Source organism: Azonexus sp. MM2026_4, from assembly GCF_055901855.1.
On record NZ_CM148380.1, the window covers coordinates 1616868 to 1643362 of the forward strand.

General features: G+C 62.6%; 27 protein-coding genes. 17 read left to right on the forward strand and 10 right to left on the reverse strand.

Features of this window, described 5'->3' with window-relative positions:
• Nucleotide 1: 1 nt before the first annotated feature.
• A complete protein-coding gene (locus AC0KWY_RS07430; RefSeq protein WP_474028995.1) occupies nt 2-2971 on the reverse strand; it encodes a type VI secretion system Vgr family protein in 2970 nt (989 codons plus the stop codon).
• Nucleotides 2972-3292: 321 nt separating this feature from the next.
• On the opposite strand from AC0KWY_RS07430, the gene AC0KWY_RS07435 reads away from it, so the two are divergent.
• Genes AC0KWY_RS07435 through AC0KWY_RS07455 form a run of 5 tightly spaced genes read left to right on the forward strand, consistent with a single transcriptional unit; the run spans nt 3293 to nt 6866 of the window.
• Nucleotides 3293-3970, forward strand: coding sequence for a FadR/GntR family transcriptional regulator (locus AC0KWY_RS07435; RefSeq protein WP_474028996.1), 678 nt, complete (start codon nt 3293-3295; stop codon nt 3968-3970).
• Nucleotides 3971-3996: 26 nt separating this feature from the next.
• The gene (locus AC0KWY_RS07440; RefSeq protein WP_474028997.1) at nt 3997-4782 is read left to right on the forward strand and encodes a transporter substrate-binding domain-containing protein; all 786 of its coding nucleotides are present in this window, start codon (nt 3997-3999) and stop codon (nt 4780-4782) included.
• Nucleotides 4783-4826: 44 nt separating this feature from the next.
• Nucleotides 4827-5495 (forward strand): amino acid ABC transporter permease, encoded by a 669-nt coding sequence (locus tag AC0KWY_RS07445; protein WP_474028998.1) that lies wholly within the window; start codon nt 4827-4829, stop codon nt 5493-5495.
• A complete protein-coding gene (locus AC0KWY_RS07450) occupies nt 5492-6148 on the forward strand; it encodes an amino acid ABC transporter permease (protein ID WP_474028999.1) in 657 nt (218 codons plus the stop codon). The genes AC0KWY_RS07445 and AC0KWY_RS07450 overlap by 4 nt, the downstream gene beginning before the upstream one ends.
• Nucleotides 6129-6866, forward strand: coding sequence for an amino acid ABC transporter ATP-binding protein (locus tag AC0KWY_RS07455; RefSeq protein ID WP_474029000.1), 738 nt, complete (start codon nt 6129-6131; stop codon nt 6864-6866). The genes AC0KWY_RS07450 and AC0KWY_RS07455 overlap by 20 nt, the downstream gene beginning before the upstream one ends.
• Before the next feature lie 121 nt (nt 6867-6987).
• Here the strand turns inward: AC0KWY_RS07455 and AC0KWY_RS07460 are convergent, their stop codons facing one another.
• From AC0KWY_RS07460 to AC0KWY_RS07475, 4 genes are all read right to left on the reverse strand, one after another.
• Nucleotides 6988-7701: a hypothetical protein gene (locus AC0KWY_RS07460; protein WP_474029001.1), complete on the reverse strand. Its 714-nt coding sequence runs from the start codon at nt 7699-7701 to the stop codon at nt 6988-6990.
• A 196-nt stretch (nt 7702-7897) separates the two neighbouring features.
• Nucleotides 7898-8875, reverse strand: a complete 978-nt coding sequence (locus AC0KWY_RS07465) for an IS5 family transposase (RefSeq protein WP_474029710.1) — start codon at nt 8873-8875, stop codon at nt 7898-7900.
• A gap of 86 nt (nt 8876-8961) precedes the next feature.
• On the reverse strand, nt 8962-9270 hold the full coding sequence (locus tag AC0KWY_RS07470; RefSeq protein WP_474029002.1) for a hypothetical protein: 309 nt from the start codon (nt 9268-9270) through the stop codon (nt 8962-8964).
• Nucleotides 9271-9452: 182 nt separating this feature from the next.
• Nucleotides 9453-9665: a hypothetical protein gene (locus AC0KWY_RS07475; protein WP_474029003.1), complete on the reverse strand. Its 213-nt coding sequence runs from the start codon at nt 9663-9665 to the stop codon at nt 9453-9455.
• Between the two features lie 12 nt (nt 9666-9677).
• Here AC0KWY_RS07475 and AC0KWY_RS07480 point away from each other — a divergent pair, with 12 nt between their 5' ends.
• Entirely contained in the window at nt 9678-10238 is a 561-nt protein-coding gene (locus AC0KWY_RS07480) for a helix-turn-helix transcriptional regulator (protein ID WP_474029004.1), read from the forward strand.
• Nucleotides 10239-10387: 149 nt separating this feature from the next.
• Complete coding sequence (locus AC0KWY_RS07485; protein WP_474029005.1) at nt 10388-11359, forward strand: LysR substrate-binding domain-containing protein; 972 nt, start codon at nt 10388-10390, stop codon at nt 11357-11359.
• A gap of 7 nt (nt 11360-11366) precedes the next feature.
• Here AC0KWY_RS07485 and uraD read toward each other — a convergent pair whose 3' ends face one another.
• A complete protein-coding gene (uraD, locus tag AC0KWY_RS07490; RefSeq protein ID WP_474029006.1) occupies nt 11367-11882 on the reverse strand; it encodes a 2-oxo-4-hydroxy-4-carboxy-5-ureidoimidazoline decarboxylase in 516 nt (171 codons plus the stop codon).
• A 211-nt stretch (nt 11883-12093) separates the two neighbouring features.
• Between uraD and uraH the strand changes: the two genes are divergently transcribed.
• Complete coding sequence (gene uraH / locus AC0KWY_RS07495) at nt 12094-12447, forward strand: hydroxyisourate hydrolase (RefSeq protein ID WP_474029007.1); 354 nt, start codon at nt 12094-12096, stop codon at nt 12445-12447.
• Nucleotides 12447-13631 carry a urate hydroxylase PuuD gene (locus tag AC0KWY_RS07500; RefSeq protein WP_474029008.1) on the forward strand — a complete coding sequence of 395 codons (1185 nt, stop codon included), beginning with the start codon at nt 12447-12449 and terminating at the stop codon, nt 13629-13631. The genes uraH and AC0KWY_RS07500 overlap by 1 nt, the downstream gene beginning before the upstream one ends.
• Here AC0KWY_RS07500 and gpt (AC0KWY_RS07505) read toward each other — a convergent pair whose 3' ends face one another.
• Nucleotides 13632-14147 carry a xanthine phosphoribosyltransferase gene (gene gpt, locus AC0KWY_RS07505; RefSeq protein ID WP_474029009.1) on the reverse strand — a complete coding sequence of 172 codons (516 nt, stop codon included), beginning with the start codon at nt 14145-14147 and terminating at the stop codon, nt 13632-13634.
• Between the two features lie 181 nt (nt 14148-14328).
• Between gpt (AC0KWY_RS07505) and AC0KWY_RS07510 the strand changes: the two genes are divergently transcribed.
• Nucleotides 14329-15141 (forward strand): KilA-N domain-containing protein, encoded by an 813-nt coding sequence (locus AC0KWY_RS07510; protein WP_474029010.1) that lies wholly within the window; start codon nt 14329-14331, stop codon nt 15139-15141.
• Nucleotides 15142-15294: 153 nt separating this feature from the next.
• On the opposite strand, the gene gpt (AC0KWY_RS07515) is transcribed toward AC0KWY_RS07510, so the two are convergent.
• Nucleotides 15295-15810 carry a xanthine phosphoribosyltransferase gene (gene gpt / locus AC0KWY_RS07515; RefSeq protein WP_474029011.1) on the reverse strand — a complete coding sequence of 172 codons (516 nt, stop codon included), beginning with the start codon at nt 15808-15810 and terminating at the stop codon, nt 15295-15297.
• Between the two features lie 181 nt (nt 15811-15991).
• On the opposite strand from gpt (AC0KWY_RS07515), the gene AC0KWY_RS07520 reads away from it, so the two are divergent.
• Both AC0KWY_RS07520 and AC0KWY_RS07525 read left to right on the forward strand, forming a co-directional pair.
• Nucleotides 15992-16804: a KilA-N domain-containing protein gene (locus AC0KWY_RS07520; RefSeq protein WP_474029012.1), complete on the forward strand. Its 813-nt coding sequence runs from the start codon at nt 15992-15994 to the stop codon at nt 16802-16804.
• A gap of 320 nt (nt 16805-17124) precedes the next feature.
• Nucleotides 17125-17988, forward strand: coding sequence for a hypothetical protein (locus AC0KWY_RS07525; protein WP_474029013.1), 864 nt, complete (start codon nt 17125-17127; stop codon nt 17986-17988).
• 309 nt (nt 17989-18297) lie between these two features.
• Here AC0KWY_RS07525 and AC0KWY_RS07530 read toward each other — a convergent pair whose 3' ends face one another.
• Nucleotides 18298-19809: an NCS1 family nucleobase:cation symporter-1 gene (locus AC0KWY_RS07530; protein WP_474029014.1), complete on the reverse strand. Its 1512-nt coding sequence runs from the start codon at nt 19807-19809 to the stop codon at nt 18298-18300.
• A 324-nt stretch (nt 19810-20133) separates the two neighbouring features.
• On the opposite strand from AC0KWY_RS07530, the gene AC0KWY_RS07535 reads away from it, so the two are divergent.
• The 5 genes from AC0KWY_RS07535 to AC0KWY_RS07555 are packed head-to-tail and all read left to right on the forward strand — an operon-like array spanning nt 20134 to nt 24064.
• On the forward strand, nt 20134-20850 hold the full coding sequence (locus AC0KWY_RS07535) for a GntR family transcriptional regulator (protein ID WP_474029015.1): 717 nt from the start codon (nt 20134-20136) through the stop codon (nt 20848-20850).
• An 8-nt stretch (nt 20851-20858) separates the two neighbouring features.
• Nucleotides 20859-21593 carry an aspartate/glutamate racemase family protein gene (locus AC0KWY_RS07540; RefSeq protein ID WP_474029016.1) on the forward strand — a complete coding sequence of 245 codons (735 nt, stop codon included), beginning with the start codon at nt 20859-20861 and terminating at the stop codon, nt 21591-21593.
• 1 nt (nt 21594) lies between these two features.
• On the forward strand, nt 21595-22533 hold the full coding sequence (gene puuE / locus AC0KWY_RS07545) for an allantoinase PuuE (RefSeq protein WP_474029017.1): 939 nt from the start codon (nt 21595-21597) through the stop codon (nt 22531-22533).
• A complete protein-coding gene (gene alc, locus AC0KWY_RS07550; protein WP_474029018.1) occupies nt 22533-23561 on the forward strand; it encodes an allantoicase in 1029 nt (342 codons plus the stop codon). The genes puuE and alc overlap by 1 nt, the downstream gene beginning before the upstream one ends.
• Complete coding sequence (locus tag AC0KWY_RS07555) at nt 23558-24064, forward strand: ureidoglycolate lyase (protein ID WP_474029019.1); 507 nt, start codon at nt 23558-23560, stop codon at nt 24062-24064. Before alc ends, AC0KWY_RS07555 begins: the two co-directional genes overlap by 4 nt.
• A gap of 63 nt (nt 24065-24127) precedes the next feature.
• Here AC0KWY_RS07555 and AC0KWY_RS07560 read toward each other — a convergent pair whose 3' ends face one another.
• Entirely contained in the window at nt 24128-26494 is a 2367-nt protein-coding gene (locus tag AC0KWY_RS07560) for a hybrid sensor histidine kinase/response regulator (RefSeq protein WP_474029020.1), read from the reverse strand.
• Nucleotide 26495 lies beyond the last annotated feature (1 nt).

Below are 26495 nucleotides of genomic sequence, written 5' to 3' on the forward strand. Positions count from 1 at the left end.
TTCAATCCGAAAGTAAGGCGATGGTCGTGATCAGCAAGGCGTCGGACTCGACCAGTTCGGTTTCGCCCTGCTCATTGCTGATCCCCTCGACGACGCGACCGTCGCTCAGGCTGATGCGGTATTTCTGGCGGGCAATCGGTTCGCCGTCGGTGGCACGGTGAATGATGTACTGGCGCTTGAAATTGCCGGTTTGCACAAATTCGGGCAAGGCATAGCCGATCCCCTCCGGCCCACTGAACTTCTTCTTGCTCGCATGCACCGTAATCGTCCCCGGACACTGCACGGTGATGCCGCCGTCGATGGTGATTGAAGCACCGCCTTTCACCGCCAGATGAATCTTCTTCGCCGCTGCGAAGTCGACGTGGGCATTCGCCGAGACGATCTTCAGCTCCTGCTTGGCCTGGAACTTCATTTCGTCGCTCTGCGCCTGCAGGTCGATGTCGTCTTTGGCGGCGATCAGTTTGATGCCGGTGTTGCCTTCGCCGGGGCGGATGGCGCCGGCCACCAGGCCGATGGCTTGGCCGGTGTGGATTCTGGCCTTGCCGGCGATGGCGAGGTTGCTGTCTTCGCCGCTCTCGAAGGTGGTGGTTTCGTCGTTGGCGTATTGCAGGTTCTGCCCGGCGACGTGGGCGAAGTTGGCGCGGGCGGCTTGCAGGATCGCCGGGTCTGTCGGGTGCGGGCGTTTGTCGGTGTCGGCCGTCGTGGTCTTGGCCTGGGCGTCGGCGCTGGCCTGGCTTTCGTCTTTGGCGTCGACCATGCCGCTGGCGACGGTGTGCAGGGCCTTGATCGGTGCGGCTTGTTGGTCGATGGCGCTTTGTTCGGCGCTGGTGCTGCCGATGGCGCTGGACAGTTCGACGGTGCGGTGGGTCTTGGCGGCCTGGCTGAGGGTGCGGGCCAGGGTGTCGGCTTGTCTGAGCAGGGCCATGCCGGGGGCGAAGTCGCCGGCCGGGGTGCCGGGGGTGGCGAGCGGCCAGGTGCTCATCAGTACGCCGCGCCCGCCGCGCAGCGCGCCCCAGGCGTCGGTGCGCAGTTCGACACCGGTGCCACGGAAGCTGCCGCGGTAGTTGTCGGCCTGGTGGATGAGGTGGCCGAGGTTGAGTTCGCTGCTGTGCTGGGTGCTCTTGAGCTGGATGCGTTGCTGGCGGTCGCTGTCGTCCATCACCAATTGATTGAACCCCTGGCCGCCGAATTCCTTGCTCTTGAAGCCGCCGAGCGCGGCCGGGTGGCGGTGGCTGTGGCTGGCGCCGCCGTGCCAGGCGGGGCTGTTGCCGCCGGCGAGGTTGCCCTGGCCGGCCGGGCGGTGGTCGGTGGCGGGGTCGAAGACGCTGGCGTCGCTTTCGCCCGGGCGGCCGCCCGGGGTGGCGGGGACGCCGCCGGCGCCCTTGCCGTTGTAGAGGGCGCCGAGGACGTAGGGACGGTCCATGTCGCCGTTCAGGAAGTCGATCAGCACTTCCTGGCCGATCCGTGGCAGCCATTGCCAGCCCATGCCGGGGCCGGCCTGGCGTTGCAGGACGCGCATCCAGCAGCTGTCGCGGTCGTCCGGCCGTTCGGCTTGTTGCCAGGGGAAGCGGATCTTGATCCGGCCGTAGCGGTCGCACCAGATTTCGTCGGCGCCGTTCGGGCTCTGCTCGCCGTTGGGGCCGACGACGGTGGCGGTCATCGGGCCGGGGGCGGTGGGGCGCGGGTTGAGGCGCAGGCCGGTGTCGTCGGTGAGCGCCGGCCGCCAGGGGAGGTCGGCGTGCAGGCCGGTGAAGGCGTTGCCGTAGCCGCGTTCGCGGGCGAGTTCGAGGAGTTCGGCAGGGAGGCGTTCGGGGGCGGCGACCGGTTCGACGGTGTCGCCACCGGAGAGCGGGTCGTCCTGGCCGAGGTTCTGCGGGAGGCGCAGGCGTTCGGCGAGGCGGGCCATGGCGGCGGCGGTCAGGTTGTTGATGCCGGCGTGGTTCACCTCGCAGACCAGGTAGCGGTGATCGCCGGCACGCGGTAGGTCGCCGATGGCGATCCAGGTGCCGGCGGAGAGGCTGCGCACGCTGCCGCGGCCGAGCCAGGTCAGGTAGCGGGCTTCGCGTGCTTCCATCGCCAGCCGCCCGTAGCGTTCGGCTTCGGCCAGGCTGGCGAAGGCGTAGGGGCCGGCGTCGTCGTAGTTCTCGAGGGCCGGCGCGTTGGCGCCGCCGATCGGTTGCGCCGTCGGCACGCTGGCGGCGATGGCGCGCTTGGCCTTGTAGTCGTGCGACAGCAGCGTGGTTTTGGCGGCAAGCAGGCGGCGGTGTTCGCCGAAGGCGAGGATGGCGTCCTGGGCTTCCTGCGAATCGCTGCGGTGGTAGCGCAGTCCGCTGGCGGACACCGGGTCCTGCGGCAGCAGGCGGCTGTCGGCGAAGATCGTCAGGCGGTGGCCGCCGGGCGCCGCGTCGTCGGCTTCGACGCGCCAGCCCAGGCCTTCCTCGGCGAGCAGGCGGGAGACGAACTGGTAGTCGGATTCGTTGTACTGCACGCAGTAGCTGCGCGGCCGGGTGTCGGCGAGGAAACCGGCGACTTCGTCCGCCCATTGCCAGGCGGCGACGTCGGCGTAATCGGCGAACACGGTGTCGACGATGTTGACCACGGTGCGTTCCTGGAAGACCCGGTGGTGACGGCCGCGCGAGGTGAGCCAGAGCCAGGGGATGACGATCAGCCGGTAACGGCCGAAACCGCCGTCGGCGTCGAGCGTCGCCGCCCAGCGCACGTAGCCGTGACGCTTGAAGGTGCTGCTGTCGGCCAGTCGGACGTCGAGTGCCAGCGCCTTGCCGAGGAAACGCGACTGGCCGAGCCGGGCGTCCGGCGAGACGAGGTCGATGACGTACTCGAATCCGCCCGACAGGCTCTCCCGCCCCCACCAGCATTCGACTTCCAGTTGCGGCATTCCCTCGTCCCGCCAGGACAGCGCGTACAGGCGCGTGTCGCTCGAGAACAGGTTGCGCACGAGGTCGATGGACATAGCGGTGACGGCTAAATGGGAAGCCGGAAGGATAGCGAAGATGGCGTCATGTGACAACGGAATAAACAACACCATAACCAGGACGAGAAAGTGCTTTCCCCGAAAGCCATCGGCACGCTTGGACAACGCACCATCCTGAACCGCCGATACAGTAACGCTCCCCGGATTGGGGCATCACGACGGCACGCCGGATATCCGCCGCGCAATGAACATTATCTTTAAAAACAATAACAAACAATGCAAACCCGGCGCAGGAATCACCTGGCACGCCACATGCTATCAAGCCTTAACCGGTCTGACCGGTCTGAACGGAAGAAACCCATGCCAAGCGTCTCCAACATCGCCGCCCAAACCCTGCAACGCCGCATTCTCGACGGCGATTACGCGCCCGGCGCCGCCCTGCCCGGCCAGCGCGAACTGGCCGAGAGCCTGGGCATCAGCCGCGCCTCCTTGCGCGAGGCGATCTCCATGCTGGAAGCCCTCGGCCTGCTGCGCTCCTTCGCCGGCAAGGGGGTTTTCGTCACCGCCGGCGCGCCGGCCGACCTTGCCAACCTGCCGAGCGGACCGAACGCGATGCCGCCGGACGCCATCTTCCAGATGCGTTTCGTCATCGAGCCGGCCAACGCCGCCCTCGCCGCCCGCCGCCGCGACGCCGACGGCATCGCCGCACTGCGCGAGTGCCAGAGCGAGATGCAGCGCGCGCTCGGCGCCAGCGACCTGGTCACCGCCGCCGACTGCGACTTGCGCTTCCACCTGGCGCTCGCCGAGCTTTCCGGCAACCCGGCGCTGGCGGCGATCACCCAGCATTTCCAGGCCCAGCTCGCCTACAGCCTGCGCCTGCCCTTCGCCGACAGCAGCCACATCTGGCAGCCGGCCGACGAACACGCCGCCATCCTCGCCGCCGTCGCCGCCGGCAATGCCGCCAGCGCGCGCAAGGCGATGCAGCAGCACCTGCTTTCCGCCGCCGGCCGCGTCGGCATCCGTTTCGTCCAACCCTGATTTCCCACCCATCCAGGAGCCTCGCCATGCAGAAACGTCAATTCCTCAAGTCCCTCGTCGCCGCCTCGTTGCTCGCCGGCGGCATCGGCCTCGCCCAGGCCGACGTCCTCGCCGACGCCATGAAGAGCGGCGTGCTGCGCGTCGCCGTGCCGCAGGACTTCCCGCCCTTCGGCACCGTCGGCCCCGACCTCAAGCCGCGCGGCTACGACATCGACGTCGCCAACCTGATCGGCCGCGAACTCAAGCTCAAGGTGGAAATCATCCCGGTCAGCAGCACCAACCGCATTCCCTACCTGACCACCGGCAAGGCCGACCTGGTCATCTCCAGCCTGGGCAAGAACCCGGACCGCGAGAAGGTGATCGACTTCTCGATCGCCTACGCCCCGTTCTTCAACGGCATCTTCGGGCCGGCCGACGCCGCCATCAAGGCGGCCGCCGACACCGCCGGCAAGACCGTCGGCGTCACCCGCGGCTCGGTCGAAGACCTGGAATTCAGCAAGATCGCCCCGGCCAGCGCGACGATCAAGCGTTTCGAGGACAACAACGCGACCATCTCGGCCTACCTCTCCGGCCAGGTTCAACTGATCGCCACCGGCAACGTCGTTGCCGCCGCGGTCAATGAGCGCACCAAGATCCGCCGCCTGGACACCAAGTTCCTGATCAAGAACTCGCCCTGCTACGTCGGCGTGAACAAGGGCGAAGCTGCCATGCTGGCCAAGGTCAACGAGATCGTCGGCAAGCTCAAGGCCAACGGCGAACTCAACCAGGTTTCGCAACGCTGGCTGCAGGCCCCGCTGCCGGCCGGTCTCTGATAACCCACTGGGCGCCGCCCGCGGGCGGCGCCGGAGGATAGCCGATGGCTTACGCATTCGATTTCGCTTCCGTGCTCGAATACCGCGAGGTACTCGTCGACGGCACCCTGAAGACGCTGGCGCTGACTGCCATCGGCACCGTCTGCGGGCTCGCCGTCGGCATCCTCGGCGCGGTGTCGCGGGCCTGGAAGCTCGCCCCCTTCGACCGGCTGTTCGCGGTCTATGTCGAGGCGATCCGCAACACCCCCTTCCTCGTCCAGTTGTTCTTCATCTTCTTCGGCCTGCCCTCGCTCGGCGTGCAGATCAACGAATGGCAGGCGGCGATCCTCGCCGTCGTCGTCAATCTCGGCGCCTACACCACCGAGATCATCCGCGCCGGCATCGAAGCGACGCCCAAGGGGCAGATTGAAGCGGCGCAGTCGCTGGCCATGAGCCGGGCGCAGATCTTCCGCCACGTCGTCCTGCCGCCGGCGCTGCTCAAGGTGTGGCCGGCCATCTGCAGCCAGGTGGTGATCGTCATGCTCGGCACCTCGGTCTGTTCGCAGATCGCCGCCGAGGAACTGACCTTCGCCGCCAACTTCATCCAGTCGCGCAACTTCCGCGCCTTCGAAACCTACTTCGTCGTCACCGCGATCTACTTTCTGCTCGCCATCGCCGTCCGTCAGGTGCTGATCCAGGCCGGACAACGACTGATCGCCCGGAGAACGAAATGAACGACATCTCGACCTGGGACATCGCCCGCAACCTGCTCGACGGCGCGTTGTGGACCGTCGGCCTCTCGCTGACCGCCTTCGTCCTCGGCGGCATCGCCGGCCTGGCCGTGCTCTTCGCCCGCATCGCCAAGGCCCCGCTGCCGCGCCGGCTGGCCAAGGGCTATATCGAGGTCTTCCAGGGCACGCCGCTGCTCATGCAGTTGTTCATCATCTTCTTCGGCGGCAGCCTGATCGGCCTCGAAATTTCGCCGTGGATCGCCGCCGCCATCGGCCTGACGCTGTTCACCAGCGCCTACCTCGGCGAAATCTGGCGCGGCTGCGTCGAATCGATCCCGAAAGGCCAGTGGGAAGCCTCGGCCAGCCTGGCGCTGACCCACGTCGAGCAGATGCGCTACGTGATCCTGCCGCAGGCGCTGCGCATCGCCATCGCGCCGACCGTCGGCTTCTCGGTGCAGGTGGTCAAGGGCACCGCCGTCACCTCGATCATTGGCTTCGTCGAGCTGACCAAGACCGGCTCCATGCTCGCCAACGCCACCTACCAGCCCTTCCTCGTCTTCGGCCTCGTCGCGCTCGGCTACTTCGCCCTGTGCTACCCGCTCTCCGCCTACTCCCGCATCCTCGAAAGGAAAATCCATGGCTCTCGTGCGCATTGACGCCCTGCACAAGCATTTCGGCAGCAACCACGTGCTGCGCGGCATCGACCTCGATATCGAGGAAGGCCAGGTGATCGCCCTGATCGGCCGCAGCGGCTCCGGCAAGAGCACGCTGCTGCGCACCATCAACGGCCTGGAAAGCTTCGACGACGGCTGCATCGAAGTCGACGGCGAACGCATCCACCCGCACGAAACCGACCTGCGCGCGCTGCGCCAGAAGGTCGGCATGGTCTTCCAGCAGTTCAACCTCTTCCCGCACCTGACCGCCGGCCAGAACGTCATGCTCGCCACCCGCGTCGTGAAGAAGATGCCCGAATCCGAATCCCGCGACCTGGCCAAGGCGATGCTGCTCAAGGTCGGCCTGCAGGACAAGTTCGACGCCTACCCCGACCAGCTCTCCGGCGGCCAGCAGCAGCGCGTAGCGATTGCCCGCGCGCTGGCCATGCAGCCGCGCGTCCTGCTCTGCGACGAAATCACCTCAGCGCTCGACCCGGAACTGGTCAACGAAGTGCTCGCCGTGGTCAAGAACCTCGCCGCCGAAGGCATCACGCTGATCATGGTGACCCACGAAATGCGCTTCGCGCGCGAAGTCGGCGACAAACTGGTGTTCATGTACCAGGGCCGCATCCACGAAGCCGGCGACCCGCAGGAACTGTTCGCCAACCCGCAGACGGCGGAACTGGCTAGTTTTATTGGGTCAATACAGCCCCTCCCATGAGATGAGGATAGGATATTTTTTCCCTCTCCACTAAATCCAGGGAACTCCACGTGACTGCGCGGACAACTTCTCGAAAATGGCCTTTTTTTTAGGCTCGAACTGCCGAACTCGGGGGGGGGCATCAAACTATCGTCGAGAACTTAATCAGAAGAGTCACTTGGTCAGTGCCAATACCGGGGGTGTTTCTGCTTGTCCCCGTAAAAGTTGCTCTGCTGCTCTTCACTGTGTAGGGCTCTTCTGCCATAGGATCAAGCTCAGAGGTCATTTCTACAATGTCACCTGCCAAGAGATCAACGGTAGGCCATACCGTCTTGTTGCCGTTAGAGTCAGTTAGAACAGGGAGCTTATTAAAACCAGCCCACACGTCGGCACGGCCATCTGGATGAGCATATTTCCAGAGTTTTAAGCAATTAGCACTATATATTTTTTGCGGCCTGGTCGGAGCTCCGATAGTTGGAGCAATAGGCGGCGCGTGTTCTTCTGCATCCAAATTTGGATAAATAGCAAGGTATTCCTGCGCAACCGACAATACCGTCAAAGTTAGGTCTTGAGTCCCTAATAAAGTTATAACTCCTGCACCAACTACCTGTTCCAGCTTGTCGGCGGGGATGTTCGGAAATATCTCTTGGGCGGCTTTTTTTGCTCCAACGGTTGCTAGATTGTTGTTCAGCACTAGATTCCCGGCGAGCCTCTTGTAATCTTCAAGATTGCCGCTTTTTAGAGCTGTCAAGGCGAGCTTCGATGTTTCTTGAGCTCGTTCTACTGCTTTCTTAAGTGTTTCGTCAGGAGTATCTCCTTTGATCTCAAAACCACCAATTTTAATTCTGAATCCCATTGTAATGCTCCTTCGTTTGTTTATTAAACAGGTAGCCAAAACACTCGCGTACTCAGTTACGAGCCCAGGGTCATTGCACTAAGGATTCTCTGCACAACCGGCAATTTCCGCGCAGGCCGTCATAAAAAAGATGAAAATCAGGCGACTTTTGACCGTTGACCGTGAAATCCAGGGAGGTTTCCCTGCATTTCACGTTTCACGGGCGCACCTCGCCCACCAAAGGCAACAATCGCTTGCGAGCCATCCACAAATTGGCCAGCGCAAACAGCATCACGATCTGCCCCGTCTTCTTTGCCAGACCACGGTAACGAACCTTCACAAAGCCAAACTGGCGCTTCACCACACGGAACGGGAGTTCGACAATTGCCCGCACCGACGAGAGCATCCGGTTGAACGCCTTCTGACCCTCGGTCAGCGCTCCGCCAGCCGGTTTCTTGGTCGGCGTCAGAACAGACAGATTGCCTTCCTTCTGGAACGCGTCAATCGTCCGGTTCTTCTTGTGATAGCCGCGATCACCGAGCGCAATGGCTTCTTCCCCGTGCAGGCACTTCTCCATCATCGCAATGTCGGCGACCTTGGCCGTCGTGCATTCCACGGTATGAATCAAACCGCTGTCGGCATCGACGCCAATGTGCGCCTTCATACCGAAGTGCCACTGATTGCCCTTCTTGGTCTGCGTCATTTCCGGATCACGCTTCTTGTCTTCGTTCTTCGTCGAACTCGGTGCTGCAATCAGCGTCGCATCAACCACCGTGCCACGCTTCATCGACAGGCCTTTCTCCGATAGCACACCATTGACCTCGGCAAAGATCGCTACCGCCAGATCATGCTTCTCCAGCAGATGCCGGAAGCGAAGAATGGTGCTTTCGTCTGGGATCACATCCTCGAAGGCATCCAGCCCGGAAAACTGGCGCAGCAGCGGCACATCGTGCAGCGCTTCTTCCATCGCCGGGTCAGAGTAACCAAACCACTGGTGCATGAAGTGAATCCGCAGCATCGTGCACAGCGGCACCGGCGGGCGGCCGTTTCCCTTCTTCGGGTAGAACGGCTCGATCAGCGACTCAAGACGCGACCACGGAACCACCGTTTCCATCTCTGCAAGGAACACTGCCTTGCGGGTTTGCTTGCCAGCTTTCGGCAAAAAACCCATCTCGGCCAGGCTCAGTTGCTTCATCGGTTTCATCTGTCTCATCAACTCAATGACAATGCCGTCATTTTCACAAATTGCGATGCATGACGGCTACTTGTGCAGAGTTTCCCTTACTCGATGGTTCCCTCAACTGTTGATCCGGTCACCACCCCTTTAAAACAAACCTCGATATTTGCCCACACATCCGCAGTAGTTATGATCACTTCATCTTTGAATTCTTCCTCAACTTGCTTGTCTTTATTTCTGTAATAGCGAACTTTTCCCATAACAACCGTTTCCCCAATCGGGGCGTAAGCAATTTTTTTGGATACAACTCCGCCATGACTCAAAATATTTGTCCATACACCCCAAAGCAGCGGGGGGGCATACGCGGTGAATGTATTGGCGGTGCTTGTAGAAAGTTCAGTTTTCAATTCCATAATTCCCCCCTCTATTAACCAGAACCACTAGCACGACACGTTAACCAGCCTACCCCTCGCCATACCCCAAATGCATCATCCATACGGATGATCGTGATACGCTGATGTCGCATCGCGGGGGTCTTTAATCAGCGGCGTCTGATGACGCGGGGGAACGCAAAATTGAGCAGCCGGAAGATGGGCTAGCGCCCAATACAAGAACCAAGGAAGGATTCGATGCGGCTCAGGCAGGGGAAGCGCCGAGCTGTCGGCACGTTCGCCCCAACTGTTCGCTGGGTGCGCATCAGGCGTGGGTGTGTGCCGATTGCACGTTTCTTCACGAGAACAATTTCGGGACGACGGAATATCTCGATTTCCTGCAGCATTGCCGGGTGATTCGGCAGTATGTCGATCATGGGGCGAGCGCCTTGTTCTCGCCCTATGTGGCGGCATTGCTGGTTTCGCCGGGCGGGCTGGTTCTCGATATCGATGAGCGCTCGACCAATTTCCTACAGCGCGGCGGTGCCATCGAGATTCGCCATGGCCATTTCGGGGCGGGCGACCCCGGGTTCAACGGCTTGTTGATGAAGGCGATTGCGCGGGTGGCGCGGGAGGATCGGGCGGAAACCCTGATTTGCCCGAGCGGCGCACCTACGCAGGCACGTTACACGATCCTGCTGGAACCGAGCCGACACGGCGAGCGGCCTTTACCCGGGCAGACTCGGAACGTCGCCTGCCTGGTGTTCCCGCTCGACCGACGGCGCATCGCCAGCGCCCGCCAGTTGATGTCGATGTTCGGCCTGTCGGCGGCCGAGGCGAGGCTGGCGCGGGCTTTGTGCCATGGCGAGACGCTGGAGGAGTACGCCGCGGCCCAGGGAGTCAAGCTGCCGACCGTGAAAACCCAGTTGCGCGCCGTCTTCGGCAAGACCCAGACGGACCGGCAAGTCACCCTGGTTGCATTGATTTCAGGAATCCCGCCGCTGCGCTAGTCCGCTTGCGCCTTTCCCCGGTGCGCGGCACCTACCCGATGCGCGAAAGCGGTGCACCGAAGTACCGAAAATGGCCGTTTTACCTCGCGTCGGCAAAGGCGCGTTTATTGCTAGGAGAATCCGACAACAATTTCGACAAGGGGAAAAGCATGGCCGCGAGTTGTTCCTGGGAATCCATCGACGTGCATCTGCTGCAAGTGCTGCATGCCCTGCTCACCGAATGCAGCGTCTCCAACGCCGCCCGCCGCCTGAATCAGTCGCAACCGGCGGTGAGCACCGCCCTGCGCCGGCTGCGCGACATCACCGGCGACCAGTTGCTGGTGCGCAGCCGTAACGGCATGACGCCGACCGAGCGCGGCCAGTCGCTGCTTGAACCGGTCAAGATCGCGCTCGCCCAGATTGAGGCCATCGGCCTGCAACAGGTGCGTTTCGACCCGATGAAGACCAAGCGCGTCTTCAACATCGCCACGCCGGACTACCTGAACGCGATCCTGATCGGCAACATCGTCGCCCACCTGCGCCAGCACGCGCCGCATTCGCAGGTCGTGCTGCACTCCTTCGGGCCGGAACACGACTATGCCAAGGCGCTGGAAACCGGCGAACTCGACATCGTCATCGGCAACTGGCCGCAGCCGCCCGAGCACCTGCGCCTGGCGCCGCTATTCGAAGACGACGTCGTCTGTCTGATGCGCAAGCGCCATCCACTGGCCGGCCACCGGCTCACCGCCGACGACTACCAGAACGCCGAACACCTGGTGCCGACGCCCTACGCCGTCGGCCAGCGCGGCGTCATCGACATGCAACTAGCGCGCGACCGGATCAAGCGCAACGTCGTTGCCAGCGTGCCCTACTTCAACCTGGTGCCCTACGTGCTGCAGCAGGCCGACCTGATCTTTTCGGCGCCGCGCATCTTCGCCGAACACTGCTGCGCGCTGGGCGACCTCTGCTACGCCGAATCGCCGGTCGAATTTCCGAAGATGCAGTTCTACCTGCTCTGGCACGACCGCACGCACCACGCCGAGGAATGCCGCTGGTTCCGCGAGCAGATTGGGGAAGTGATCCGTCAGCGGATCAATCCGCCGAGCGCCGAGCCGGCGGGCCGCCAGCGCCTGCGCGCCTGAGGCTGGCTCAGGCGAGCAGCGCGTCGAGGCGCAGGTCGGCGATGCGCAGGATTTGCGCCTGTGCCTCGGCAAATTCTTCGTCGGCACTGCGCGCCAGACGGCGGCGCATGGCGGCGATGATGTCCTGGCGGGTCAGCCCGCGCACGGCAATGATGAAAGGCCAGCCGAAGCGGGCGCGGTAGGCGTCGTTGAGGCGGCGGATTTCCGCCAGTTCTTCCGGACTGCACGCGGAAAGCCCGGCGCCGGCCTGCTCGCGCGCCGAATCGGCGGTCAGTTCGCCGCGCAGCGCCGCCTTGCTGGCCAGTTCCGGGTGGGCGAGGATCAGCGCCAGCACTTCATCACGCCCCGCACTGGCCAGCGTCGCCTGCATCGCGGCGCGCAAGGCGGCGCGGTCGGCAAACGGACGCCGTTCCCAGACCCGCGCCATGACCCAGGGCGAATGCTCGAACACGGCGCCGACGGCGGCATCGAAGCCTGTCCGGTCAAGTTGCGAAAGGCTGGCGAGAGGTAAGTGCAAGGTCATCGTTTCATCCGTGAGATCGGTCTGAAAACTAGCTTACGGACTCGCCCGACGGCCAGCAAGCCGCGCCATTCGCATAATGGTCTTGCCTGTCGGCAGATATTCCCCCGCCCCCGGCGGCGCGACATCCGAAAAACCCGATAGCCTTTATAAACCCGCCACAGCCCGTGCCTTTCTATAATCGACGCATCGTCAACGCTGCCGGAAACCCGCCATGGGACGCCTCTCCACCCACGTACTCGACACCGCCAGCGGCCGCCCGGCCGCCGGCATGGCCTACACCCTGAGCCGCCTCGACGGCGCGACGCCAGTCGTCCTCGCCAGCGGCACGACCAACGCCGACGGCCGCACCGACGCCCCGCTGCTGAGCGGCGCCGACCTGCTGCCGGGTATCTACGAACTGGTCTTCGACGCCGCCGCCTACTTCCGCGCCGCCGGCGCCGAACTGCCCGAGCCGCCCTTCCTCGACCGCATCACGCTGCGCTTCGGCGTCGCCGACGCGAACGGCCACTACCACGTGCCGCTGCTCGTCTCGCCCTGGGCCTATTCCACCTACCGGGGCAGCTGATGGACTTCAACTACCTGATCGAAGTCGGCTCGCTGCTGCTGCGCTGGCTGCACCTGATCGTCGGCATCGCCTGGATCGGCTCCTCGTTCTACTTCGTCTGGCTCGACAACTCGCTGAAGCCGCCGACTGACCCCGCGCTGAAGGAAAAAGGCGTCGGCGGCGAACTGTGGGCCGTGCATGGCGGCGGTTTCTACAACCCGCAGAAATACCTGGTCGCGCCGGCCCATTTGCCGAGCGAACTGCACTGGTTCAAATGGGAGTCGTACTCGACCTTCCTGACCGGCTTCTTCCTGCTCGGCGTGCTCTATTACACGCAGGCCGCCAGCTACATGGTCGATCCGGCCAAGGCCGACCTGTCGCCCGCCGCCGCCATCGGCATCGGCCTGGCCACGCTGGTCGTCGGCTGGCTGGTCTATGACGTGCTCTGCCGCGTCCTGCTGCGCCGCAACCTGCTGGTCTTCGCGGCGCTCTACTTCGCCTTTGTCGTCGCCGTCGCCTGGGGGCTGACCCACCTGCTCTCCGGCCGCGCCGCCTTCCTGCATATCGGCGCGATGATCGCCACGACGATGAGCGCCAACGTCTTCTTCTGGATCATTCCCGGCCAGAAGAAAACCATCGCCATGATGCAGCGCGGCGAAACGCCGGACCCGATCCACGGCCTGCGCGCAAAACAGCGCAGCGTGCACAACAACTACCTGACGCTGCCGGTGCTGTTCTGCATGATCTCCAACCACTACGCCTTCACCTACAACCACCCGCAGGCCTGGCTGGTGCTGGCGCTGATCCTGCTCGCCGCGGTACTGATCCGCCACTTCTTCAACCTGCGCCACAAGGGCGTCTTTGCCTGGCAGTATCCGGCGGCGGGTGGCGCCCTGCTGCTCGGCGTCTTCGTCTGGCTGGCCCCGGCGCCGCTCGCCGTTTCCGCCAACGGCGCACCCAGCGTGGCGGAAATTCAACCGGTGCTCACCGCCCGCTGCGTCGCCTGCCACTCGGCCACGCCAACGCTGATGCCGGCAGCGCCGGCCGGCGTCGTCCTCGACACCCCGGCGCAAATCCGCGCCCTCGGCCCGCGCATTCTGGCGCAGACGGTACAACTAAAGGCCATGCCGCTCGGCAACGTCACCGCGATGACCGATGCCGAGCGCCAGAAAATCGCCGCCTGGGCCGGCGGCGGCTATCGCTGATCAGGCCTTGTCGAGCTTCTTCTTGATCGGTGCGACGAACTGGTAATCGATGTCCCAGGGGAAGTAGATCCACTTGTCCTGGGCAAACTGCTTGACGCACAGATCGACCACCTCAAGCCCCTGCGGCTTGGCGTAGATCGTCGCGAAGAAGGCCTTGGGCTGCAGCTTGCGGATGACGCGGGCGGTGTTGCCGGTATCGACCAGATCGTCGATCAGCAGATAGCCCTCGCCATCGCCTTCCACCCCCTTGAGTATCTTCACTTCCTTGCGCATGGTCTGCGCACTGTCGTCGTCGGCGGCTTCATAACTGGACGCACAGATCGTATCGACCAGCCGGATTTCCAGCTCCCGCGCCACCAGCGCCGCCGGAATCAACCCGCCCCGAGCAATCGCAATAATCCCCTTGAACGGCCCCTTCTCGACCAGTTGATGGCAGAGCAAGCGGGTATCCCGATGCAGCTCCGGCCAGGAAATCACGATGTCGTCACGATAAGGGCTGGCGGGGGCGTTTTCCATGGTGCGGTCCTGAGTTGGGGAAAGGGGGGATTATAGGGGAGCGGCGGGATTAGCCGGTCGCTGCCCGGTTCGACGATACGCAGCCATCCAGCGCCGCATTGGCACGAAAGCACTTGCGGAGGCCTCAGGCATAATGACGAAGTCTTATCCACCGCCTGGCGGCTCAGAAGGGAGAATGAACATGGCCAAGATCGACGTGAAAGGCACGTCAATCACCGTCTATGCCGAAAACGACATGGACTTCATCTCGCTGACCGACATGCTCAAGGCCAAAGATGGCGATTTCTTCATCTCCGACTGGCTGCGCAACCGCAATACCGTGGAGTTTCTGGGCATCTGGGAGCAAGTGCACAACCCCGCTTTTAATTATGGCGGATTCGCCGCAATTGAAAGACAGGCCGGGCTCAACAACTACAAGCTCAGCGTCAAGGAATGGGTAGCCCAAACCAATGCCATCGGCCTGGTGGCCAAGGCCGGACGCTATGGCGGCACCTACGCCCACAAGGACATCGCCTTTGAATTCGGCATGTGGATCAGCGCCGAATTCAAGATTTACCTGATCAAGGAATTCCAGCGCCTCAAGGAGACGGAATTCCAGCAACTCGGCTGGGACATTCGCCGCAATCTGGCCAGGATCAACTACCGCATCCACACCGACGCCATCAAGGCCGAACTGATTCCGCCACAACTGACGCCACAGCAGACCAGCCTCATTTACGCCAGCGAGGCGGACTTGCTGAACATGGCACTGTTCGGCAAAACCGCCAAACAATGGCGTGACGAAAACCCCGGCAACAAGGGCAACATCCGCGACGAAGCCAATGCCGCACAACTGGTCTGCCTGGCCAACCTGGAAACGCTCAACGCCCACTTCATCCACCAGAAGCTGGCGCAGGCCGAACGGCTGGCACTGCTCAACCAGACCGCCATCCAGCAAATGAAACTACTGCTGGCGGATGCGGGCACCCGACGACTGGAAGGGAAAAAGCCATGAATGTAGCGGCGGAAGCCTTGAGCCCCTTGGCCAGCCTCAGCTTGCACAGGCGCAATCTGAATGTACTGACCTGCATCGCCACCTTCTCGGAGAGCACGGCTTCTGAGAACAATGGACCGCAAATAAAACCGTGGTCTGTCCCCTATTATTTCATCAGGCCTTGTCGAGCTTCTTCTTGATCGGCGCGACGAACTGGTAGTCGATGTCCCAGGGGAAGTAGATCCACTTGTCCTGGGCAAACTGCTTGACGCACAGATCGACCACCTCAAGCCCCTGCGGCTTGGCGTAAATCGTCGCGAAGAAGGCCTTGGGCAGCAGCTTGCGGATGACGCGCGCGGTGTTGCCGGTATCGACCAGATCGTCGATCAGCAGATAGCCCTCGCCATCGCCTTCCACGCCCTTGAGAATCTTCACTTCCTTGCGCATCGTCTGCGCGCTGTCGTCGTCGGCGGCTTCATAGCTGGAAGCGCAGATCGTATCGACCAGCCGGATTTCCAGCTCCCGCGCCACCAGCGCCGCCGGAATCAACCCGCCCCGGGCAATCGCAATGATCCCCTTGAACGGCCCCTTCTCGACCAGTTGATGGCAGAGCAAGCGGGTATCCCGATGCAGCTCCGGCCAGGAAATCACGATGTCGTCACGATAAGGGCTGGCGGGGGCGTTTTCCATGGTGCGGTCCTGAGTTGGGGAAAGGGGGGATTATAGGGGAGCGGCGGGATTAGCCGGTCGCTGCCCGGTTCGACGATACGCAGCCATCCAGCGCCGCATTGGCACGAAAGCACTTGCGGAGGCCTCAGGCATAATGACGAAGTCTTATCCACCGCCTGGCGGCTCAGAAGGGAGAATGAACATGGCCAAGATCGACGTGAAAGGCACGTCAATCACCGTCTATGCCGAAAACGACATGGACTTCATCTCGCTGACCGACATGCTCAAGGCCAAAGATGGCGATTTCTTCATCTCCGACTGGCTGCGCAACCGCAATACCGTGGAGTTTCTGGGCATCTGGGAGCAAGTGCACAACCCCGCTTTTAATTATGGCGGATTCGCCGCAATTGAAAGACAGGCCGGGCTAAACAACTACAAGCTCAGCGTCAAGGAATGGGTAGCCCAAACCAATGCCATCGGCCTGGTGGCCAAGGCCGGACGCTATGGCGGCACCTACGCCCACAAGGACATCGCCTTTGAATTCGGCATGTGGATCAGCGCCGAATTCAAGATTTACCTGATCAAGGAATTCCAGCGCCTCAAGGAGACGGAATTCCAGCAACTCGGCTGGGACATTCGCCGCAATCTGGCCAGGATCAACTACCGCATCCACACCGACGCCATCAAGGCCGAACTGATTCCGCCACAACTGACGCCACAGCAGACCAGCCTCATTTACGCCAGCGAGGCGGACTTGCTGAACATGGCACTGTTCGGCAAAACCGCCAAACAATGGCGTGACGAAAACCCCGGCAACAAGGGCAACATCCGCGACGAAGCCAATGCCGCACAACTGGTCTGCCTGGCCAACCTGGAAACGCTCAACGCCCACTTCATCCACCAGAAGCTGGCGCAGGCCGAACGGCTGGCACTGCTCAACCAAACCGCCATCCAGCAAATGAAACTACTGCTGGCGGATGCGGGCACCCGGCGACTGGAAGGGAAGCGGCAATGAATGTAGCGGCGGAAGCCTTGAGCCCCTTGGCCAGCCTCAGCTTGTACAAGCGCCATCCGGATGTACTGGACAGCATCGCCAAGCTCCCGAAAAGCACGATTTCTGAGAGCAACGGATCAGAAACAAAAACCGTGGTCTGTCCCCTAACATCGTGATCGCTGTTGTTGCTTGGCTGATTTATTCTGGAAGACAGAGCAAAAGCATAGTATGTTCAAAATACTCAAAAACGGGATTGGGCCAGGATTTTTGGTCACCACGGAAGCCACGAATAACAGTCGTAGCCCGCCAAGTTTCATTACGATTTATTTTGGAGCAAATCAATGGTCGGCATTCAAGAAAACTTTGTAGAGGTTGCCGAAACACTCGATGCAGAGACAAACATCCAACGTTACATGGACCTCCCAAAATTTTTGCACTTACTTGAAACATCGAAGTTGTTCCTGTCGAAAATATCGAATTTTGAAGACCGTTTGGAGGGCGGCCTCACACATATTGATGCTCTAATATTAAATGGCACAGCGGAAATTCTAGACTTTGTAGTAAACAGACTGTTGCCAAGAGCCGAAAAAATATCACCTGAAGAGCTGGAAAAAGAAAGCCGCGAAAACACAATCATAAAACAGAAAATTTATTCAGGTTTAGTTAAGACTGTTTTTGGCGAATATGATCGATCAAGGTACCGTGACGTATTCAACCGACAAAGAGATTGGCTCGATGTTTGCTGTTGGCACAGGAATGACCAAGAAAGCATGGCTATGTGGAAAATATATGGAGGCTCAGCAAATGCGATTTGCATAGAATCATCAGTTAATGCACTAGCGCGCTCCGTGATGATCGCGGATGGCTCAAAGGCCTACCTATCAGATGTAAGCTATATTGACCACGAAAATGAGCACTTCTCAAAAAAACATTTGCTATCACCTTATCTTCACAAATCGAAATTCTATTCTTTCGAACAGGAAATCAGACTTATCAAATATCAACCAATGTCAAATATTATGGAGCAACGCGACGAGCCAGGAAGTTACATAGACGTCAACTTATCAGAGCTAATCCAATCGATCAGAGTAAGTCCGGAAGCACCAAAATGGTTCCACCAATTAATAACCGACGTTGTAAAAAACAGATATAAACTAGATGTTAATATTACATACTCCAGAATGAAGCAAGATCCTATATTTTGATGGGTTTTCGCCACGAAGCCTAATCGCTCGGTAGCCATAGAAATTAAATTTCGACAAACACCGCACACAATTCGTTAAAACACAACGGATAAAAAAACATAACAATTTAAATACGCCTCAAGCCCTGATATAAACAACCAAAAATCATTACCGCAGTCATTTTTTATTACCATCTTCATCACTCCTTACCTCCACGGAGAAATACTGCGCAGAGCCGCTTGAGTCAAAGGCAATGTCCGCAATCCTGGACACTAAACGCTTAATGACTGAAATTACGGACATTGCCAGCGCATTTGCTACATCCACGCTTCAATGTGCGGCGCCCAGCCGGTAAACGTAAAAAGGCCGACCCGCAGGTCGGCCCCATTGCTTGAGCACAAAGCGTATCAGGCGCTCGCCCCGGCCAGCACCGGGCGGCGGCTCATCAGGGCGCTGTAGAACACCCCGCCGAGCAGGCAGCCGATGAACCAGTTGAAGTCGGCCACCGCCTTGACGCCGGACAGCGTGATGGCGATGCCGATCAAAACTGCCGGAATCAGCGCGTAGACCGCGCGCTTGTTCACGCCCTTGTCGTACCAGTAGGCGCCGTCCGGGCTTTCCGTGTACAGGTCGTTCGACGACGATTTCCTGCTTGCGCACCAGGTAGAAATCGACCAGCAGGATGCCGAACAAGGGGCCGATGAAGGCGGCCAGCATGTCGAGCGTGTAGTGGATCACTTCCGGCGAGTTGAACAGGTTCCACGGGGTGATGAAGATCGACGCGACGGCGGCGATGAAACCGCCGGTACGGAAGCTGATGTACTTGGGCGCGACGTTGGAGAAGTCGAAAGCCGGCGAGACGAAGTTGGCGACGATGTTGATGCCGATGGTCGCGGTGACGAAGGTGAAGGCACCGAGCACGGCGGCGGTGGTGTTGTCGATGCGGCTGACGGTTTCGATCGGGTCGGTGATCATGTGACCGAAAACCGGGATGGTGCCGGAGGTGATGACCACGGTGACGACCGAAAAGGCGAGGAAGTTGACCGGCAGCCCCCAGAAGTTGCCGCGCTTCACTTCTTCCATGGTCCGCCCGTAGCGCGAGAAGTCGCCGAAGTTGAGCATCGGGCCGGAGAAGTAGGAGACGACCAGGGCGATGGCGGTGATCATCATGCCCAGCGATTCGAGGCCGCTGTACTTCACTTCACCCAGGTTGAGCGAGATGTTTTCCGGGCCGGCTTTCCAGACGATCCAGGCGGCCAGCGCGAACATCACGACGTAGACCGCCGGACCGGCCCAGTCGATGAAGCGCTTGATCGCTTCCATGCCGTGCCAGAACACGGCGGCCTGCAGCACCCACATGGTCATGAAGCCGACCCAGCCGAGGTAGGAAAGGCCGAGGAACTGGCTGTGCATCAGGCTTTCCAGCCCGGGGAAGAAGCGCAGCAGGACGATGCTCAGCGCCGACGAGGCAAGGAAGGTCTGGATGCCGTACCAGGCAACCGCGATCAGGCCGCGGATGATGGCCGGGATGTTGGCCCCCCAGATGCCGAAGGACATGCGGCAGGCGACCGGGTAGGGAATGCCGGCCATCTGGCTGGGCCGGGCGACCAGATTGCACAGGATGTTGACCAGGACGATGCCGACCAGCAGCGATACCAGCACCTGCCAGCTGCCCAGCCCGAGGGCAAACAGGCTGCCGGCAAAGACGTAGCCGCCAACGCTATGCACATCCGACATCCAGAAGGCGAAGATGTTGTACCAGTTCCAGTTCTTGTCCTTCAACGCGGCAAGGTCCTCGTTGTAGAGGCGATCGCTGTATTCGGCCGGCTTTATATTGTTCATGGGATTTCCTTTCTAGGAAAAGGCAGGGGTTTCAGGTACTGTTGTATACAATTTCAAATCCGGTTAGCAACAAACAGAACCGGTTTTGTCCAGAAACCCAGAGCAATCGCCGTGCCAAATTCTAGCGGCAGCGACCGACAGATCGACCAACGAAAGCGGCAAGCGTGCAAAAACAGCAACTTGTATTCGATAGAAAACAATTTTGTTGCACAACTATTAATTAGTTGTATACAATTTTGTTGACAAATCAGTTACACATTTGGTGCAACTCTGAACAAGACTGCACCAAAAGTAAGCCACCGAGCCAGCCAGGAAACGCCGTACATGACCAAGACCGAACCCACCAAGGACGCTGCCCAGGAGCGCGACGAGATCATCTACCAGCATCTGCACGCCGCCATCTGCGACTCGCGCCTGCTGCCCGGCACCCGCCTGCCGGAAGACACGCTGGCCGAGACCTTCGGCGCCAGCCGGACGATCATCCGCAAGGTGCTGCAGCGGCTGGCCTACGAAGGCCTGATCGAGATCCGCCCGAATCGCGGCGCGCAGATCGCCGAACCCTCGGTGCCGGAAGCGCGCGACATTTTCGCCACCCGACGCATTCTCGAATGCGGCGCCCTGGCCGAGATGGCTGGCAAGGTCAGCGCCGCCGACCTTGAAGCGCTGAAGGCAATCAACGCGGCCGAGGACGAAGCCCAACTGAAGGGCGACCGCGCCGCCGCGATCCGACTCTCCGGCGAATTCCACATCCGCCTGATCGGCCTCGCCGGCAACGCCGTGCTGAGCGAACTGGTCGCCCGCCTGATCGCGCGCAGTTCGCTGATCATCGCCACCTACGGTTCGCCGATCTCGGTCACCTGCCGGCATTCCGAACACGAGCAGATCATCGACCTGATCGCCCGCGGCGCCTTCGCCGAAGCCGCCGACTGGATGGCCGAGCACCTGACCACCATCGAGCGCAGCCTGCGCTGGGAACAGGAAACGCCCGACCTGCAGGCGGTCCTGCGCGAATTCATCGGCGGCTCGGCCGCCAAGCCTTGAGGCCGGCGATGCGCATCCACGTCATCAACCCCAACACCTCCGCCGCGATGACCGCCAGCATCGGCGCCGCCGCGCAAAGCGTCGCCGCGCCGGGTACGCAGATCGTTGCGGTCAACCCGGCCGACGGCCCGGTTTCCATCGAAAGCCATTTCGACGAGGCGATCGCCGCGGTCGGCGTCTGCGAGGAAATCCTGCGCGGCGAAGCAGCCGGCGCCGACGCCTACGTCATCGCCTGCTTCGGCGACCCCGGTCTGGCCGCCGCCCGCGAACTGACCCGGGCGCCGGTGCTCGGCATCGCCCAGGCCGCCTTCCAGGTCGCCGCCATGCTCGCCACCCGCTTTTCGGTGGTGACGACCTTGCAGCGCACCGTCGTCATCGCCGAACACCTGCTCGCCGCCTACGGCTACGCCCACCAGTGCCAGCGCGTGCGCGCCGCCGAAATCCCGGTGCTCGATCTGGAAGACGGCGCCGCCTGCAGCGGCGTCCTGCTCGCCGAAGCGCGCCGCGCCCGCGACGAAGACGGCGCCGGCGCCATCGTCCTCGGCTGCGGCGGCATGGCCGACTACGCCGGGGCGATGGGCGAAGCGCTCGGCATCCCGGTGATCGACGGCGTCACCGCCGCCGTCAAGTTCGCCGAAGCGCTCGTTGGCCTCGGCCTGCACACCAGCAAGCACGGCGATTACGCCCTGCCGCCGGCGAAGCCCTTCGCCGGCCGTTTCCAGCATCTGACCCGGAGTGCCTGACATGTCACCGACCGCCCCCTACCCGCGCGACCTCGCCGGCTACGGCCGCCAGCCGCCGCACGCCCAATGGCCGGGTAAAGCCCGCATCGCCGTCCAGTTCGTCCTCAACTACGAGGAAGGCGGCGAGAACTGCGTGCTGCACGGCGACGCCGGCTCCGAGCAGTTCCTTTCCGAGATGTTCAACCCGGCCAGCTACCCGGACCGCCACCTGTCGATGGAGTCGATCTACGAATACGGCTCGCGCACCGGCGTCTGGCGCATCCTCAAGGAATTCGAGAAACGCGGCCTGCCGCTCACCGTGTTCGGCGTCGGCATGGCGCTGCAGCGCAGCCCGGAAGTCACCGCCGCCTTCGTCGAACTCGGCCACGAGATCGCCTGCCACGGCTGGCGCTGGATTCACTACCAGACGATGGACGAAGCGACCGAGCGCGAACACATGCGCCTGGCGCTGGAAGTCATCGAGCAGATGACCGGCAGTCGCCCGCTCGGCTGGTACACCGGCCGCGATTCGCCGAACACCCGCCGTCTGGTCGCCGACGACGGGCGCCTCCTCTACGACAGCGATTACTACGGCGACGACCTGCCGTTCTGGACCGAAGTCACCAAGACCGACGGCAGCACGGTGCCGCACCTGATCGTGCCGTACACGCTCGACACCAACGACATGCGCTTCTGCCTGCCGCAGGGCTTCAGCCACGGCGACCCGTTCTTCCAGTACCTGAAGGACAGCTTCGACGTGCTCTACGCCGAAGGCGACGAAGCGCCGAAGATGCTCTCGATCGGCATGCACTGCCGCCTGCTCGGCCGCCCCGGCCGCTTCCTTGCGCTGCAGCGCTTCCTCGATTACATCGAACGGCACGACCGCGTCTGGGTCTGCCGTCGCCTCGACATCGCCCGCCACTGGCAGGCGACCCATCCCTACCGCCAGGACCAAAAATAATGATCCACGCCGCCCCCATCGTTTCCGCCGCCGCCGACCTGCCCGACTGGGCCAAGCGTTCGGTCAACCTCGCCGATACCCGCATCGGCGCCCGCGCGCTGTTCGCCACCGACGAGTTCTTCGCCCCGCTCGAACGCATGCTCAACCCCGAGCCGGCGGTCTTCGTGCCCGGCAAGTACGACGCCAACGGCAAGTGGATGGACGGCTGGGAAACCCGCCGCAAGCGCACCACCGGCTACGACTGGAGCCTGGTCAAGCTCGGCCGGCGCGGCATCCTGCGCGGCTTCGACGTCGATACCAGCCACTTCACCGGCAACTTCGCGCCGGCCGTCTCGATCGACGCCACCGACTGCGAATCCGACGACCCCGAAGTCCTGGCCAAGGCCCGCTGGAAGCGCATCCTGCCGTCGACCACGCTGAGCGGCAACAGCCACCACCTGCTCGCCGTCGACAGCGCCGACACCTGGAGCCACCTGCGCATCAACATGTACCCGGACGGCGGCATCGCCCGTCTGCGCGCCTACGGCCAGCCGGTCGGCGTCTTCGATGCCAGCGAGCCGGACCGCATCTACGACCTCGTCGCACTGGAAAACGGCGGCCGCGCCGTCGCGTGGAACGACGCCCACTTCGGCTCGGCGGCCAACCTGATCGCCCCCGGCCGCGGCATCAACATGGGCGACGGCTGGGAAACCCGCCGCCGCCGCGAACCGGGCAACGACTGGTGCATCCTGCAACTGGGCGCGCCCGGCATCATCGAGCGGGTCGAAGTTGACACCGCCCACTTCAAGGGCAATTTCCCCGACCGCTGCTCGATCCAGGCAGCGCGCATGGACGGCGGCACCGACCAGTCGGTGATCACCCAGAGCATGTTCTGGCCGGTGCTGCTCGGCGAGCAGAAACTGAGCATGGACGCCATCCACAGCTTCGAAGGCCTGGCCGACCTCGGCCCGGTGACGCACGTGCGGCTGAACATCATCCCGGACGGCGGCGTTTCAAGGCTGCGCCTGTGGGGCAAGGTGGCGCGGTGAAAAAACTGCTTCCCGAACCGCTCACCGCGGCCGCTTTCGCCCCTTTCGGCGAGGTCATCGCGGTCGCCGCCGCGCAGCGGCGCTTTCCCATCAACGGCGGCAACACCGAGCGCTACCACGACCTCGCCGAACTGGTCCCCGGCCCGGACGGCAAGCTGATCGTCAGCCTCTTCCGTGGCCAGCCACGCGCCCTGCCCTTCGCCATTGAAATGCTGGAGCGCCATCCGCTCGGCTCGCAAGCCTTCATGCCGCTCGGCAACCAACCCTACCTGATCGTCGTCGCACCGCCCGGCCCGCCGCCCGGCCCCGACGATCTGCGCGCCTTCCTCGCCCAACCCGGCGCGGGCGTCAATTACGCGCCCGGCACCTGGCACCACCCGCTGCTGGCGCTCAACGAAGTTTCCGACTTCCTCGTCATCGACCGCAGCGGCCCGGGCAACAACTGCGAGGAAACGGCGATCGTGCCGGCGGTGCAGCTGACGCTGCCGGCCGCCAGCGCCTGACGCAACTGGGAGGCAGTTCGCCGCCGCCCCGCGTTCAGCCGGCCGGCGCCGGGGCGTCCCGCTTCAGGCGCCGCGCTTCGCCAGCCAGTGCAGCAGCGTCATGTACAGGTGATCGGGGTCGATCGGCTTGGCGATGTGGTCGTTCATGCCGGCATTGAGACAGACCTGGCGATCCTCGTCGAAAGCATTGGCGGTCATCGCCAGGATCGGCGTCGCCGCGTTCGGGCCACCGGCGCGGATCGCCCGCGTCGCATCCAGGCCGTTCAGGTTCGGCATCTGCATGTCCATCAGGATCAGGTCGTAGCGGCGCTCGCCGGCCAGCGTCACCGCCTTCTGGCCGTCTTCCGCCAGATCGACCGTCAGGCCGGCATCGCCGAGCAGGCCGAGCGAGACTTCCTGGTTGATCGGCTCATCCTCGGCCAGCAGGATACGCACGCCGGCGTAGTCCTTCAGCAGACGGGCTTCGGCGGAAAGCACCTCGCCGCTCGGCGCCGCCTCGACCGCCACGTCGCTGGCCTTTTCCAGGCGGACCGTGAACCAGAAGCGGCTGCCCCGACCGAGCGCGCTTTCGACGCCGATTTCGCCGCCCATCATCTTCACCAGCCGCCGGCTGATCGCCAGCCCGAGGCCGGTGCCGCCGTATTTGCGGGTCATCGAGCTGTCGGTCTGCTCGAAGGCGTTGAACAGCCTTCTCTGGTCATCGGCCGCGATGCCGATGCCGGTATCGACGACCTCCCAGTGCAGCAGCAGTTCATTCCGGGTTTCTTCCAGAACCCGGCTGCGCAGGATGATGGCACCGCTCTGGGTGAATTTGATCGCGTTGGCCATCAGGTTGATCAGCACCTGGCCCAGGCGCACCGAGTCGCCGACCACATGGCGGCCGGCGAGACCCGGCGCCAGATCGACATCGAGGCGCAGCCCCTTTTCCGTCACCTTGTGGCCGATCAGGCTCAACAGGTTTTCCACCGGCTCGCCGAGCCGGAACCGGGTGCGCTCCAAAATAAGGCGCTCGGCCTCGATCTTCGAGATGTCGAGAATGTCGTTGATGACGTGCAGCAGATGGCGCGACGCCGAGTCGATCTTCTCCAGCTGGTCGCGAAGCTTGGCGTCCTCGGCGTGGCGCAGGGCGATCGCCGTCATGCCCATGATGGCGTTCATCGGCGTGCGCAGCTCGTGGCTCATGTTGGCGAGGAAGGTGCTCTTGGCCCGGCTTGCCGCCTCGGCGATGTCCCTGGCCACTTCGAGTTCGGCGGTGCGCGCCTTGACCAGCGATTCCAGGTGATGGCGGTGGGCGTCGAGCTCGGCCTCCGCCCGCTTGCGCTCGCTGATGTCGACGTGCGTGCCGACCAGGCGCAGCGGCTTGCCGTCGCCGCCCCGCTGGAGAAAGGCGCGGGAACGGATGTCCACCCACTGCCCGTCCTTGTGGCGCATGCGGAATTCGATGTCGAAGACCCTGGCCCGGCCGCTCAGCACGTCGTCGATCAGGCGCATCGTCCGTTCCCGGCCCTCGGCGTCGGTCAGCCTTTCCCAGGTGGCGAACTCGTCCGCCAGTTCGTGTTCGCCGTAGCCCAGCATCGACTTCCAGCGCGGCGAGAAATAGACCTCGCCGCTGACCAGGTCCCAGTCCCAGATGCCGTCGTTGGCGCCCTGCAGAGCCAGCGCCATGCGCTCCTCGCTGCCCGCCAGCGCTTCGCGCGACGCCCGGAGTTCGTCCAGAATCTCCCGCACCCGGGCGATCATCGAGTTGGTGCCGCGCTGCAGTTCGCCCAGCTCGTCCTCGCTGGTGACGGGAATGCGCTCGTCGAGCGCCCCTTCCTCGACGCGCTTGAGGACGGCCAGCGTCGCGCCGACCCGGCGGCCGATGAAACGCTGGGCGACGACGATCAGCACGGCCGAACTGAGGACGATGAAGAACAGCGAACCGATCACGCCGAGCAGGATGATCGACTGCTTGCGCGCCGATACCGCCTCGGTACTGACGGCGATGATCGCCGTGTACAGCGGGGCGCTGGCGGATTCCCCGCGCAGGCGCTGGACGCTGGTCAGGCGGTCGCCGGCGGCGATCCATTGTTCGTCCGGCGCCTCGGCGGCCAGCCAGCGCGGGTCGATCCCCGGCAGCGATGCGGCGTCCCGGCCGAGCAAGGCGCTGTCGGTGGCCACGATGACGCGGCCGTTGCCACCAATGGCCAGGCCTTCGAGGTAGGGGGCGCCAACCAGGTCGGCGATCAGGCGTTCCTGCGACAACGAGCTGATCGGCAAGCTCTCGCTCGCCAGCATGCGGCCGACGTTGCGCAGGCCGGCGATCATCCTCTCGTCGAGGGCGCTGCTGAAACGGCTGACGTAGAACCCGCCGAGAACACCGAAGACGACGATTTCAACAAGCACTACCAGCAACGCGATGCGGCCGATCAGGCCAAATTTCCCGGTCATG